The organism is Cohnella rhizosphaerae (assembly GCF_029525575.1).
In the GTDB taxonomy this organism is placed as follows: domain Bacteria; phylum Bacillota; class Bacilli; order Paenibacillales; family Paenibacillaceae; genus Cohnella; species Cohnella rhizosphaerae.
Window position 1 is genome coordinate 284,805 of the sequence record NZ_JAPDIA010000001.1, and the last position, 14,242, is coordinate 299,046.

Consider the following 14,242-nt stretch of genomic DNA (forward strand, 5'->3'; position numbering starts at 1 on the left):
GCGCTCCCCTCTTCCTTGCTTATCCGCGCTTTCCTCTCACTTTTTCCATCGGGGCGTCTACTTGGATCGCATTGGAGTGGCTAGAATCTATTTTCAAGCTGACCGACGCTCTCAAAGCTGCCCACAATCTCGCTTAGATCATCGAATACAAGCTTAATGACAATAACCTGCGAGACGAATTCGTTTACCGGAATATCGAATAAATGCAAATAATCCTTCTCGTCGGCCAATGTGGGCATCTTCTCTACGGCTGCCATCACAGAGGCTCCATTATTTAACAAAATCGCCCTGTGGGGCATGACCGTGACCGGATTCAGAATGATTCCAGAGCTCTCTGGTGTCGGCACCAGATGCACGTATAGCGCGTTTCCTTTGCGAGTGAACATCAAATCGTCTCTTCCGAATAGGGCGGAGATCGGCTCCGCGCCTTCATACGCCTCTTTAACCGACTGATACCACTGTCCAATTGCCCGGATCATGTGAACGCCTATATCAGGAATCGTTCCATCGGCTTTCGGGCCGACGTTAAGCGCGTAATTGCCGCCCATCGCCATGATCTTGGCGATGCTCTGCGTCAGGAACTGCAGGGAATAATAGTCCTCGTTCGTCCGATATCCCCAGCTTTGCCTGCCGATCGATTGGACGGCCTCCGTCGGCTTGTCGAATTTCCACCCTGCCGGTACGTGTCGCTCCGGCGTGGAATAGTCGCCTTCGTCATAGCCCCGGTCGTTGATCAGGATGCCGGGCTGCAAGCGACGAATCATGGCATTGAGCGACGGATAGTAAATTCTCGGCGGGATGTCCCAGAAAAAGCTGAAGATTTCACCGTAATTCGTACATAGCTCCGCGATCTGATTTTTGACAAAATCGATATACCGGTCCATGTCCGGCTCGTCTTCCGGTACGGTCGGCACTTGGTGGGAGCTAAGCGGATTGTAGCCGTTAGGGTGATGCCAATCCGGAATCGAATAGTATAAGCTAAGTCCCATCCCCCTCCGCCCGCAAGCATCCGCTAACATGGCCAGCGTGTCTCGCCCGTAAGGCGTATTCGTAATCTTGAAGTCCGTATATTGCGTATCCCACAAGCAAAAGCCGTCATGATGCTTGGTCGTGAAGCAGATGTACTTCATCCCGGCTTGCTCCGCCAAGTCGATCCACGCGTCCGGATCGAAGCGCTGCGGATCGAACTGCGCTTGCAGCGTTTGGTATTGCGATTTCTCCATCCGTTGCCGCATCTGAATCTGTTCATGCCAGCCGGGAATCGCGTAGAGCCCCCAGTGAATGAACAAACCGAATCTTCGATCGCCGAATCCCTGATTAACACCGCTAGTTTGCGCTTGTCGTACCATTCCTTCGTACCTCCGGCGGATTGTTAGTCAATTAAAAAAGGCTCCGATTCTTATCCAATTCCCTTCAGACTGCGGATGCTTCTCTTGCAGCACTTTAATCTTCAGCACATGCTCGCCGGCTTGAAGATTGGAGTCAAGTATGCAATAGCCCGCTCTGGTAAAGTTCAGCGCATGTTTATCCCAGCTTGATATTTTTCCCGTCTTGTTTCCGTCCAGACTCCACGCAATGTCGCCCGAATCCGGTGCGATTAACCAATATAATCCGATTGATCCGCCCTTAAACTTATATTCAAGTTCCGCGCCCGGATTATCGCATACAAGCATGTGCGGATATCTGCCCGCCAGTGAGTTACCGTCCTTTGCCCATGGTTCCCGGAAAAGCTCCCAGGCATCGACGAGTCTCCCCTTGACATTGGCCCTTGACGTCAGGTAATTTCCCAACTGCCTTTCGATCTGACCCGGCGCTATGCGGTCTGAAAGAAATCGCTGCATTTCATCGGCATATATTCGATACCCCTTATCCGAAGGATGGACCGAATCCGGCAATAGCTCTTCCCACGTAAGCATTCCGGTTCCAACGGATTGCCATAATTTTTTTCCCACATTGACTGACGGGATTCCATAAAAGTCGGCAATCTTTTGATGCAATTCTATAGTCCGGGGGGCACGATCAAGCTTATAGCTCTCAGCCATCGCCTCTGTAATTGTATATACGAATACAATATCGATATTTTTATCGAAATCCCATATCTGGCGAACAATGCCTTCCATAGAGCGCAATATCAATTCTTCATCCTTTTTTATGATCATTGACGGCAAATTCAACGAATACCAAATCAGGTTTTCCCTTCAGGAGGTCGGTCCGGCATCTGTATGCCCCAAGGTCCGAACCAGTACCTCCTATGGCGGCCTGTATTTCGGTAATTTCGCAATCCGGATGATTGTTGCTAAACCAGGATGTTGTCAAAGCTCTCCAGCTGCTCTTAGACGGATCGGATGCGCCGCTCCCTTCTGTAATCGATCCTCCGAAATAGCCCACCGTTAATCTTTTTCTTTCTTTGAGAGAATTGAATGTATGATGCAGGGATTTCTGCATAGCTTCACCGCTCCTTGGCCCAAGGCTTCCATCCGCATCATGCGGTTTTAATCTTGATAACAACCTTTTTAACGTGGCTGGAGCCGTTTAAATGACATTTAACCTTATGGCCATCCGCAGAAAAAAAGAAAATGCACAGTCCCGGCGTCGCTTTTAAGACCTGTCTGTATTCCCCTTTATAAAATTCGCAATCATTAGCCGGGTTGTAATCCACGATGCTGGTTAATTCATCGACAGGCGCCCAAAATATGCATTCCTCACCCGTCAGCGGTACATGCAAATCGATGAATTCCCGATGACTTTCCCACTTCATCTCCTCCGGCGCAACCGTGTCGTATTCAAATACGCTGGCGTAAATCCGCTCCCCGTCAATCTCATAACGACCGTTATCCATCTGGTCGGAACAGCCGGACAAAAACGCCATTATATTTTCAATTCCCGGGATCAGACTTTCATAATTTTGCAGTTGGTTGATACTATCCAATATCATGTTGTCACGCCTCCTTTAACGCAATCGATAGATCAGGCAGTCCCGACGCTTTCATGGCAATGCGCACGCCGGTATGATCGCCGGGAATGACTGCCGGCGCGCACAGCCCGCCAAGCGAGATGACGTCGCCCGCGTACAGTGTCGAACCATAACCGATCATCTCGATCACATCTTCCGCTTTACAGATATAATCCTCGTACTTGGCATCCATCACACGCTCGCCGTCAATTTCAAGCAAGACACTCATCTGTGCCAGCTCGTCCTTCGAAAGAGGCGTTACGACGTCAGAGGTCATATTGCATCCGTCTGCCCATCTTGCGTAAATTTCCGGCATTGCGGTCTCCCTTGGAAGCGCCGGCTGGATGACCTGCTGCGAGAGTCGTTTGTCTGTAACGCTAACCAGAGGCAGATAGCCAAGTATACAGTCCGACAAATTTTCCTTGTCTGCCCATTTGATGGTCTTACCGATCACAACGGCTATTTCGGCGTTTACGTACAATTCTTCCTTTTCATCAGGCATATAGGACGTACTGCTGGAAAGAGCGGAAGCGACACTCCAAAGATAGCGCGGAATGGGCGACGTCTGGCAGCCGGCATCCAGCGCGCTTGCCTGCGTATTCGCGTAAGTTATTACGAAGTTGCCCGCTTTCCCCAGATTCCATTCTTCAGCCTTCATGGGCGCATGAATGCTGAATTTCCCGCGTTCCACCTCTATTTCCTCATCATCGAGATAGATGACCGTATTTCGTAAAACGCCCAGTTTTTCGATCTCGCATTCCAACTGAACCGTCTCGCCGTTAACCTGCCAATCCCGATCAATCCCGATGCCATCCTTGCCGTTTGCTCCCATATGAATGACATCGCCGGGCAGCAGTTCCATGAATGAGCTGAAATAAGCGATTGTTCGCTCAACGCCCACCAGCGTAGAACAGGTGTTGGCTCGATCCCGAATCATACCGTTCGTCCTCGTGTACACCATGAGATCGTACGGATGTCCGACTTCGTCCTTTGTCACGAGATACGGTCCCACCGCGCAGCTGCTGTCGGTGTTTTTATGTGTCCATCCATAAGCCATAATGGAAATCGGATCGGTATGCGCCCCCATCTCGCCGTATTTCGTATTGTAATACCCGTGCGCGGTATCCGAGACCACCGTATATCCCGCCACATAAGACATGGCTTCCTCCACCGGTATGTCCTTGCCGGCTTTGCCGATAATGACGCCCAGTTCTGCATTAAAAGACATACCGTCGTATGGTCCCTTTCGTCTTCTCATTACAAATGGCTCGCCATTGCCGATCGCGCTTCCCGTATGCCGTTGATGTGCCTGCGGAATCAGGTTGATATGCCTGATATTGACGTGATTGCGGCTAAACCCGGGGCAGTTGCCCACGATCCCAAGCAGTAGTCTCGGTTCGGGAACGGGCGGCAGGAGCTTCACATCTTTCAACAGATGACCTGCTCTGGCCAACACCGAGAAACCGTCCGATTGCTCAACAAATCTTTCTGTGAAGGAAACCAGCTTTCCAAGCGTGTCCATTCCTTCTTCGCCAAGCTCCAGAAACGCCTTCATCGTCAAAGGCCAGGGCTTCGGGGGAGAGAAAGCGCGGGACACTGAACTGATAACCCGACGTTTTGGCGACCGCAAAATGGATCATATCGGTTTCGGCCTTGCCGGGCTCTACCAGCAGTTCATCGCCCGTTATCGGATGAAGCATCAAAAAGCCGAATCGTTCCTGACCGTCAACTAAAAAACTTGCGAGCTTCATTGAAGTACCTCCAATTATGCGTTATTCCAAAGGCGATTTCTCAAATCGGACCACTTGCAGTCTCTGTGCATTATGTGCATTTGGCGCATATTGCACGGAGCGTCCATAGATCACATAGATGTATTCCTCATTGATAAAAATACTCGCATCCAGAATCTGATAGATCTGATAAGCGTGTCCACCTTCAGCGCCAGCTTGCGCAACGCCGCCTGTCGAAATATTCCGGTCGACATCCAGCACGAACTCCCAATCCTTGCCGTTCGTACTTTTTGCCATTGAAAGCCGTGTGCGCGGCACGCCTGCTCCTCTTGATTCCGGTTTATTGTTTATCCAAACCATATACCAGGTTCCCGGATGGGACGGATCCTCAAAAACATTAAAGGAACTGGCGACCGTCGGCAAATAAGGAATCGTGTGAAGTCCGCTCCATGTGACTCCGTAATCGGATGATTCTGTATAACCGATAAACCCTTCAGAATTAAGCTTGGAAAAATACAAGCGCAAGGAGCCGTCCGAGCAGTTGACGATTTTCCCTTCCATCTGCATGAATTTATCCGTTGCTACGTTGTATTCAACTGCTGCCAGATCCTTCGTACTCGTCTGAGACGCCGTCCAGGTATTTCCTTCATCATCGCTATAGTAAACGATCGTATATCCCGATCCCGTAACGCTGGTCGTCGGCGTTGTGAAATTTCGAAACCCGACGGGAAGCAGAATTCTCATGGTCCCATCCGGCATCTCGATTTCATTAATGCCATTCACATGTACAATCGGGATCAATTTTCCGGCAGACGTCCAAAGATCCTCTTCATCCACCACTTGCCCGCGATTTTCCCATGTTTTCAGATCTGAAGAAGCTTTTGCAATAAAATCGTTCCCGACTTGCAAATAGGTTCCGTTCTTCAATTGAATGAGAGCTCTGTAGCTTCCTGAATTGTTCAAACCGCTGTATTCGTTGCTGATCTGCCAGGTTTCGCCGTCATCATTGGAAATGTATTGTCCGCTATTGCCCGCCGCAAGAACAAGCGTGTCGCCGGATTGCTCGATATCGCCGTAAGTCGTAAATGTATTTTCATCGACCGTATACTCGACAACCCCATCAGTGACCTCTCCGCCGCCTGGAAATGACATATCGACTTCGTCCACAAGCATAACGGCATTTTCGGCATACAGACCGCTTCTGCCATACCAATCCCCATCGCCGTCTATCTCATTCTCAAGCGAAAGAACCGTATTTCCGTCAACACTTAGCTCTGCGCTGTGATCAAGCAATGTAAGTTCAATGTTGTAATACTCATTTGGAGTAAACGGATAGGTTGCGCTGTAGAACCGCTTTGTTTCGTAATCCGGTCCTCGGCTATATTCGACATACCACTTGGACGCATCAACGTCATACCCTGCTTTCAGGTATGCGCCGCCAATCACATATCTGGCAAGCAGTCCAAAATTGGCGCCTGATTCAAAATCTTTTGCCAGAATTTTCGCGCTGATCGTCGGATTCATGTCAAAACCGTGCAGCCAGGTATGGCTATAGCCCGATGCGGTCGTGTTGCCATAAACCTTCGTATCGTTCTCATCCATCACGATCCAATGATCGGAAGCGGGTTCCTCGCTCCAATGGCTTGGGCTCTCTCCAACCGTCTCATCCTCGAATGTATCGTGATACTCGGCAGCATTCGTTTGCACGGGTTCAGCCTCAATGCCTCTTAGCATGACATTGTCGAAATACCCGTCGCCGGTCGTCCGCAGTGCCGCATAGCCGTAATCGGATATGGTATCAAATTCTTCTTCCGTATACGTAAGAATTTGAACATCGTCGAAATAGACGATCAATGAATTGGACGGTTTGTCGATATTTACTCTTAAATTATGCCACTGATCCAAAATGTCGCTTTCGCTTAAGTCCAAAGCCGCAATTTCAGTAACCGGCAAGCTTTGAGCGGCGATATAGGAGCCTTTTGTGCTGTTTCTCTCCGTATATTTGTTGATTATGACCTCATACGCATCATGATTCGATTGCTGTCTGGTGGTAAATCGTACGAGATACGTCGTTTCCGCGTATAAACCGACAAAAAAAGCCGGCATACGTATTTTCGCTTAATTTGATGTCGCCTTGTATGCTTGCAATTGTAGACATCTCTCCAGCTATGGCCGCGGTGTTATTTTTATTCGTTCCGTCCGCTTGCTTATTATTCGAATAGAACGCCCCGTCTGTCAGTATCCAAGGACTGTAGAAATCATCCATGTCATAACGATACGTATATTTGCCGATGTCGACATAATCTTCATAGAGAAGGACGTCATACTGCGATAAATAAGGGTACTGCAATTCTTCCATTTTCTTGATAATCAAAAACATTTTGTTGCGAAGCGCTGCCGAATCATACCCGGCAGCATCATACAACGACATATCAGCCGCGGTAAAATCCATCATTTGCGCCTTTAGCTCTCGGACCATTTGACTGTCTGCAGCTGTCAGGCTGTCTATGGTCACGGCAAGCACATCATCCGCAATATCTTTCACTTCCTGGAGACGGTCCGTCACGAAAACAGGAAGATCGGCAGTCACGCCTTCGTACGACACAGTGACGGTCTGACTACCCGGTTGATCGGGGTCATAACCCGATAACATCTCGGCGGTAAGCGGCACTGTTTCTCCCGGCTTCTGAGAACCATACGATACAAATAGCGATAAACCCTCAATATTCAGGGGTTGTCCCGACTTTGCTTGCAATACGCCGTCAGCGGGCAGTCCCAGAACTTCCAGTGACGAAGCGATGTAGCTGCCCCAATCCTCGCATGGCTCGACGAGAAAATCATCGGCCGTGCCGGAGACGTTGAATGCCATAATGCCGGCCTTGCCCGGATTTTTCGTCATCTCGTCAATGGTGTACACGACCTGGCCGTCAACAAGGAAACGCGCGCGCGTAACGTAAAAGTCCATTCGCAGCGTTACCTCTTCGCCCAATTGATACCGCCTGTCATTCGCGCCGTTTAATGTAATGAGCGTCGTATTATTCCGTAGACGGACGACCCGTTCTGTACCGCCTCCTGGTGCGGATACCACGGCCAGAAACAAATCATAACCACTGAGCGCTCCAGTAGCTGCTGCAGGATTATACGCCGTTATGCCGATCCGGCTGGATGTGGTGCCGCTGCTCATCGCTACTTTGGCCGAAACCGAGTAATTGCTCCATGTATCGGAACCCGCGACAAAATTCGTGAAGCTGTTCGTTGTGGCAAAGGCGTACTTTTCGTTTTCAACCTTATGCGTGGCGTTATTGGCTGCGGTTGTCCAGCCGCTTAAGGTGTCGGATGAAAAATCATCCGAGAAATAAGTCGGCGGTTCGCCCCAATCCTCGGATGGCTCGATGAGATAATCATCGGCCGTGCCGGAGACGCTGAATGCCATAATGCCGGCCTTGCCCGGATTTTTCGTCATCTCGTCAATGGTGTACACGACCTGGCCGTCAACAAGGAAACGCGCGCGCGTACCGTAAAAGTCCATTCGCAGCGTTACCTCTTCGCCCAATTGATACCGCCTGTCATTCGCGCCGTTTAAGGTTATGAGTGTCGTATTATTCCGAAGACGGACGACCCGTTCTGTACCGCCTCCGGGTGCGGATACCACGGCCAGAAATAAATCATAACCATTGAGCGCTCCAGTAGCTGCTGCAGGATTATACGCCGTTATGCCGATCCGGCTGGATGTGGTGCCGCTGCTCATCGCTACTTTGGCCGAAACCGAGTAATTGCTCCATGTATCGGAACCCGCGACGAAATTCGTGAAGCTGTTCATTGTGGCAAAGGCGTACTTTTCGTTTTCAACCTTATGCGTGGCGTTATTGGCTGCGGTTGTCCAGCCGCTTAAGGTGTCGGATGAGAAATCATCCGAAAAGAAGTCAGAGGGGCCGAGCCCTCTTCTGCATGAACGGGATAGGGAATTGCAAAAAACAAGGATAGCGCTAAAACTAAATTGAGTATTCTCATTCCCAGAACACACCTTTCGCGCTCATCTCGTATTTTTTGGAAGAAACAGATCTTTTCATTCGATCTGTTTCTTCCCTCTCTTCATTCATGCACTAGTGCGACATGTAGGAATCATAGGTTTTCTGCATAATGGCGACTAAATCGTCTACCTTCATGGACTTTAAGGAATTCAGATAGGCGTCCCATTCTTTGTCGATATCGGATTGCCCTGTGATCCAGGAAGCTCTGTACTTGCTCACGGTGTTGAATATATCCGTTCTCATTTCGTTCAGCTTTGCCGCGTCATCCGGGTCCAAATAAGGACGCGGCCATACTTCAGTGTTGATTACGCCGGCTTTTTCATATAACGCGTAGGTTTCACCCTTTACTTTGTCAGCCTCGCTCATTTCGACTTTTCCATTTTTATAATCCGATTCCAGCACCGCGCCTGGAAGATTGTTTTGGAAATAATTCCTAAACGTGTTGCTTGCATATTTCGACATTTCTTCAGCCGGTATAGAATTAACCGTATAAACGCCGTTGTTCAAGGACAGCCTCGGGTCTTCATTGGCGACTCCGTTATAAGCCTCCAGCGTATTTTCCATGAGATAAAGCTGATCGATGAAAGCCATCAGAATCTCCGGGTTTTTGCTATGGCTAGTCAGTTCGAATTGGCCTTTGCTTCCGGATAAATAGGCCGGGTTCAAATAAAATTTCGGTTTGTATCCCTCTACGACCGGGGGCACAATCGCGATGTATTGATCCGCGAACTTCCCGGCCGGATTTTTGGCCGTGATTATACCGTATTTTGCGGCGTTGGCATCATTTTGGATCGCGCTGAAAGTCTGGGGAGAGCCTGTAAAGTACTCATTCCACAGCCATTTCTTTTCATACCATTTTTGCATCGTTTTGATATAAGCCTTGTATTCTTCCGTCGTCGGAGCGAAAACAACTTTTCCATCCTTCACGTATACAAAATTTTCGAATGTGCTGTCTTTTGTAGGTATGCCCCATAGGGAGAGCCAAGCTTCCAGGTGTTCGAACCCAGCTCCTGTACGGGCCAGGAGCGGAATTTCATCCGTCGGGTCTCCGTTTCCATTCGCGTCTTTCGTAGAAAACGCTTCCATTACGTTTTCCAACTCTGCGAGTGTCGTCGGCACAGACAGTCCGAGATGATCCAGCCATACTTTATTGATCCAGATCGGACTTTCCAGGTACGTGCCGGGAACCTGGTTTGCATAGGGCAACGCGTATATATTGCCGTCAGGCGATGTAATTCCCGTCAGCATATCCGCTTTTTCTCCAAGGATTCTGCTGTTGAATACCGGCATCACCTTCGGATCCTTCAGGTACTGATTCATCGGAACCAAATACCCTTCCTTCGCGTACAAGGCCAAAAAAGGTTTCATTCATGGCGGATGCGCCCATAATCGCGTCCGGCGCGTCTGCCGTACCTAGAAGAACATTCAGCTTTTCCGTGGCGCCGCTCGCATCCGAGCCCAAGCTGATATACTTGATATGGACATTGGTCTTCTCCGCCATCTTTTTAAGAAAATCGGTTTGCTCCGGATTTTCGCTTTCCGTGCCATTTACGCCTGCAATGGTGAACGTGACGGGTTCCGCAAGAGGAAAGGTAATGCCCGCCGTCGCCGTCGCCGTTGCCGAGCCTCCGGTTGCGGTCGGCGCTGCCGTTGAGCTCTCCTTTGCCTCATTGTCGTTGTTGGAGCAGGCCGCCGCAGACAGCGCAATGGCCGGAACCATGACCAAGGATAACCATCTTTGCATTCGTTTCATACCCATTAAATAAACCCTCCTATAAAAAATCGTTTATATTGTGACGTTTAATCGCGCCCTTGCTGGGCTCACGATCAAACCTAATCACCGTCAGCCTTTTACTGCGCCTAACATAACGCCTTGGATGAGATATTTCTGCAGAAATGGATATAACAAAATCATTGGAAGCGCACCCACAAATACGACGGCGTATTTCATCAATGATTTCTCCATGAGTAAATGGTACGCTTCTTCACTTGGCATCGTTTCCAGCAGCGTCGTATCCACGTTGGCGACCAGTTGCGATATGATGATCGTTAGCGGCTGTTTGTCAGGCGTTCGAATGTAAATCAATGCCGAGAAATAATCGTTCCAATGACTTAAAGCATAGTAGAGAAAAATGACCGCTATCATCGCCTTGGACAAAGGCAGGGCAAACCGGAAAAAAAACTGGAACTTGCTGGCTCCGTCTATAATGGCCGCTTCGTATATGCTCTCCGGTATGCCTCCCTCAAAAAAGCTTCTCGCGATGATCATATTGAATGCGGACAAGGCGCCGGGAATGACCAGAGCCCATATACTGTCCACCATGTGCAGCGATCTGATTAGCATAAAGGTCGGAATAAGCCCTCCGCCGAATATCATGGTGAAAATAAAAAACATACTGATTATCCCGCGTCCCGGAAGCGTTTTCCTCGATAAAGCAAAAGCGGCCGGCAATGTCACCGCAAGATTAATAAATGTCCCCACTGCGGTGTATAAGATACTGTTCCGATATCCGGTCCATATTTTAGGCGTATGCCAAAGCTTCTCGTAGGCTTCCGTATTCAGACCGCTTGGAATGACGAATACGCGCCCCAGAAAAATATCCGAAGGATTGCTTACGGACGCGATTATAACAAACCAAAGCGGATAGATCGCCATTAACCCTATAAGGAGCAAAAATACCTTTACTGCCAGATCAAAAATACGATCGTCTAAACCAGAACCAGGCTTGAAGCTTCTGTTCAGAGACGTATCTTCCACGACATCACCCCCTTGTCAAAAAATCGACGTTTCGCTGAAACGCTTGGATAACCAATTGATCAGAAGCAGCATGACCATATTGATGCAATTGTTAAACAAACCAACGGCAGAAGCAAAACCGTACTGCGCGCCTTGGATTCCCGCTTTATAGACATAAGTGGCGATGACTTCAGAAGCCGAAATATTCAAATCGGTCTGCATGAGGAGCACTTTATCCACGGAGACACTTAAAATATGCCCCATATGCAGGATCAACATCGTAATGATCACAGGCAGAATCCATGGGATTTGAATCTTCATCATCACTTTGAATTTATTCGCGCCATCGATACGCGCCGACTCGACAATGGAAGGGTCGATGGAATTCAGGGCCGCCAAATACACGATCGCCGAAAACCCGACATGCTGCCATAGATTCGTGATCGTGTACATCGGGAGCACCAAATCGTTTCTTCCAAAAAAAGCTGATCGCTTCCTGACCCATTAATCGGAGCAAAATATTGATAAGCCCTGTTTCTCCGTTGCAAAACAGGTTCAGTATACCGATGACCAGAACGCTGGAAAGCAAATGAGGCAAATAGGTAAATGTCTGCGTAAATTTAGCCAATCGCTTGTTCACGGAATTAAAAATCATCAGCGCCAGCAATATCGTAAACGGGAAGGTGATCAAATAGCTTACTACGCTTAACAGAATCGTATTTTTCATGACGATGCCAAACCAGCCGGCATTAAAAAAACGAATAAAGTTATCGAAGCCGATCCACTCGCCATTCAGATAATTAGCGCCGAGACGCGTGGTTTTAAATGCGATCTGCAAGCCATACATCGGCAAATACGAGAATACAAAAGTCACGGCTATAGCAGGCAGCAGCATGACATAAAATTCCCAATTCGACAAAAAACCGATTTTAATTTTTCTTGCCAGCGGACTGCTTGTTGTTTCTGTCATTCATAATCGTTTCCTTTCCTTTGTGATTGAGGAATGAATATAGGCCGATTTTATGCCACCAAGAAAACGGTTTCAATCTTCAAAAAAGGAAACAAGGCTGCAGCAGGATTAATTTTTGTGCACATGCGAAAACGAAACCTCACAAAACGCTTCACGCGCTAAACAGCCTATTGCATCCAGGGAGCCGCGCAATGACTAAAGCCGTTTGGCTTCTCCGAAATACCAATTTTTCTTTTTCCCCGAGTAACTGGCATAAGATTGGGAGTGGCTCAGGCGAGGCCAGCCTCTTTCAACGCCTGCCTTGTCGAGAATGTATTGAAAATCTTCCAACATGGTTTTGGTATTGCGCACGGCACGGGGAGATTCACCCGTGTTCAGGCAGTATGCCGCCAATGAACCGGCAGCTTCTCCTATATTCCATTCGGTGGAATGAACCCGGAAGGAACCATTGGTAACGTGGGTTGTACCGATGTTTTTGCAGGCAGGAATCAGGTTTTGAAGACGTACGGGGATGAGTGCGCCGAGGGGGAAGCTGCTGCACCCAATGCTGGCCATGAACGGCAGAGGTAATGTTTGGTCCCCCGTCCTTTGCCTTTTCATGAATGTCGATCCGGTAGCCGGATACGCCTACGCTGTCGGCATAATCAACGGGTCCGTCAGGGTGCATGTCGATACGGAAATCCTGTTCGCGAATGGTAAACTCCGCTTTTATCCTGCGGCTTTCACGGATATAGGGATGAGCAGCCAGACCGTTACTCGTATCAAATACGTCGGGTCTTGGCAGAAGCCCTTTGAACCCAAGCTCGGTCTGCAGATAGTAGACCAGGGAGAGGGAAAGCGCTTTGGCCTCCTCAAGCGCGGTTTGTTTTTCCGTCGGAGAAACGCCGGTCAGTACGCGATCACGATATTCATTCCCGTTCATCAGAACGGTAATATCGCTATTAAATAAGTTCCGGTCAAAATTATCGCGGCAAAAATGCCTGCGGAAATTCCACATGCTTTGCCGGTACGCATCCGCGTCATTTTCAGCAAAAAGTCCGGCCATCGCGCCGCTGCGTTCTGTCGTCGCCGTAATATGAGAAAACTTGGGATAGAATTTCTCATAAGCCACAGGCTTGGGAATCGTGAAGTCGTTCTCCGGGTGATACGAAAGTGCGATAAGATGCGTAAACGGCTTGCTGCCTGAGCGGCTCGGCATCGCCTTCCAAAGCCAGAGGTTCGCCTGTCTGGCCGATGCTTTCGGCGCCTGTGACATACTCCGCTCCGCACATAGGCAGAAGGTCGCCCAGTTCTGTAGCGTCCACGATATAGTTGGCCGAAATGGCAAACTGTCTTCCATCCATGGATTGAAATTCCACCGCATCGATAAAATCGCCGGAAGTCGTAACCTTGATTGGCGTAAGCCCTTTCAAAATGGACAATAATCCTGCGGACCGGTATGGAGCGAGCATTTCCTCCAATACCGCCTCGCCTACCCGCGGTTCAAAGCCAAGGGCGCTTACCCAACACGCTCCCGGATTCAAGGTTAGATCCTGCCGGGCCTTTTCGTTCATGGGATAATTTCTGCGGTAATAGTCTCTGACCTTGCTTCGGAATGTCATATAGCTGCTGGTATGGCCGAACTTTTCTATCCAGGGATGCTCGTCGATCGGGACGCCCTGCCCTGTGGCTTGGCCGCCAATCCAGTTGGTCTCTTCTGTCATGATGACCTTTTTCCCCATCTTGACGGCGGCCAGTGCCGCGGATACGCCTCCAAAACTCGCGCCTACAACCAGGATGTCTGTATTCATTTCTATCATAGCGTCTGCCTCCTGTCGTCGT

General features: G+C 49.2%; 16 protein-coding genes. All 16 read right to left on the bottom strand.

Annotated features, from left to right (window positions below; translation table 11 throughout):
- Positions 1-80: 80 nt before the first annotated feature.
- On the bottom strand, positions 81-1,370 hold the full coding sequence (locus OMP40_RS01325; RefSeq protein ID WP_277529187.1) for an alpha-L-fucosidase: 1,290 nt from the start codon (positions 1,368-1,370) through the stop codon (positions 81-83).
- 6 nt (positions 1,371-1,376) lie between these two features.
- Positions 1,377-2,159, bottom strand: coding sequence for an SGNH/GDSL hydrolase family protein (locus tag OMP40_RS01330; RefSeq protein ID WP_277528528.1), 783 nt, complete (start codon positions 2,157-2,159; stop codon positions 1,377-1,379).
- Positions 2,140-2,445 (bottom strand): SGNH/GDSL hydrolase family protein, encoded by a 306-nt coding sequence (locus OMP40_RS01335; protein WP_277528530.1) that lies wholly within the window; start codon positions 2,443-2,445, stop codon positions 2,140-2,142. Before OMP40_RS01335 ends, OMP40_RS01330 begins: the two co-directional genes overlap by 20 nt.
- 37 nt (positions 2,446-2,482) lie before the next feature.
- Positions 2,483-2,935, bottom strand: a complete 453-nt coding sequence (locus OMP40_RS01340) for a YhcH/YjgK/YiaL family protein (protein WP_277528533.1) — start codon at positions 2,933-2,935, stop codon at positions 2,483-2,485.
- A gap of 4 nt (positions 2,936-2,939) precedes the next feature.
- Positions 2,940-4,508 carry a fumarylacetoacetate hydrolase family protein gene (locus OMP40_RS01345; protein WP_277529189.1) on the bottom strand — a complete coding sequence of 523 codons (1,569 nt, stop codon included), beginning with the start codon at positions 4,506-4,508 and terminating at the stop codon, positions 2,940-2,942.
- Entirely contained in the window at positions 4,429-4,704 is a 276-nt protein-coding gene (locus tag OMP40_RS01350) for a hypothetical protein (protein ID WP_277528537.1), read from the bottom strand. Before OMP40_RS01350 ends, OMP40_RS01345 begins: the two co-directional genes overlap by 80 nt.
- A 21-nt stretch (positions 4,705-4,725) precedes the next feature.
- Complete coding sequence (locus OMP40_RS01355) at positions 4,726-6,789, bottom strand: sialidase family protein (protein WP_277528539.1); 2,064 nt, start codon at positions 6,787-6,789, stop codon at positions 4,726-4,728.
- Positions 6,710-8,503 carry a bacterial Ig-like domain-containing protein gene (locus OMP40_RS01360; protein WP_277528540.1) on the bottom strand — a complete coding sequence of 598 codons (1,794 nt, stop codon included), beginning with the start codon at positions 8,501-8,503 and terminating at the stop codon, positions 6,710-6,712. Before OMP40_RS01360 ends, OMP40_RS01355 begins: the two co-directional genes overlap by 80 nt.
- A gap of 283 nt (positions 8,504-8,786) precedes the next feature.
- Entirely contained in the window at positions 8,787-10,034 is a 1,248-nt protein-coding gene (locus tag OMP40_RS01365) for a type 2 periplasmic-binding domain-containing protein (protein WP_277528542.1), read from the bottom strand.
- A complete protein-coding gene (locus OMP40_RS01370) occupies positions 9,937-10,473 on the bottom strand; it encodes a hypothetical protein (protein ID WP_277528544.1) in 537 nt (178 codons plus the stop codon). The genes OMP40_RS01365 and OMP40_RS01370 overlap by 98 nt, the downstream gene beginning before the upstream one ends.
- A gap of 84 nt (positions 10,474-10,557) precedes the next feature.
- On the bottom strand, positions 10,558-11,472 hold the full coding sequence (locus OMP40_RS01375; protein WP_277528546.1) for a carbohydrate ABC transporter permease: 915 nt from the start codon (positions 11,470-11,472) through the stop codon (positions 10,558-10,560).
- Between the two features lie 15 nt (positions 11,473-11,487).
- Positions 11,488-11,904, bottom strand: coding sequence for an ABC transporter permease subunit (locus OMP40_RS01380; protein WP_277528548.1), 417 nt, complete (start codon positions 11,902-11,904; stop codon positions 11,488-11,490).
- Positions 11,786-12,421 carry a hypothetical protein gene (locus OMP40_RS01385; RefSeq protein WP_277528551.1) on the bottom strand — a complete coding sequence of 212 codons (636 nt, stop codon included), beginning with the start codon at positions 12,419-12,421 and terminating at the stop codon, positions 11,786-11,788. The genes OMP40_RS01380 and OMP40_RS01385 overlap by 119 nt, the downstream gene beginning before the upstream one ends.
- A 195-nt stretch (positions 12,422-12,616) precedes the next feature.
- On the bottom strand, positions 12,617-12,892 hold the full coding sequence (locus tag OMP40_RS01390) for an FAD-dependent oxidoreductase (protein ID WP_277529192.1): 276 nt from the start codon (positions 12,890-12,892) through the stop codon (positions 12,617-12,619).
- Positions 12,786-13,619, bottom strand: a complete 834-nt coding sequence (locus OMP40_RS01395; RefSeq protein ID WP_277528553.1) for an FAD-dependent oxidoreductase — start codon at positions 13,617-13,619, stop codon at positions 12,786-12,788. Before OMP40_RS01395 ends, OMP40_RS01390 begins: the two co-directional genes overlap by 107 nt.
- Positions 13,522-14,220, bottom strand: coding sequence for an FAD-dependent oxidoreductase (locus tag OMP40_RS01400; protein WP_277528555.1), 699 nt, complete (start codon positions 14,218-14,220; stop codon positions 13,522-13,524). The genes OMP40_RS01395 and OMP40_RS01400 overlap by 98 nt, the downstream gene beginning before the upstream one ends.
- Positions 14,221-14,242 lie beyond the last annotated feature (22 nt).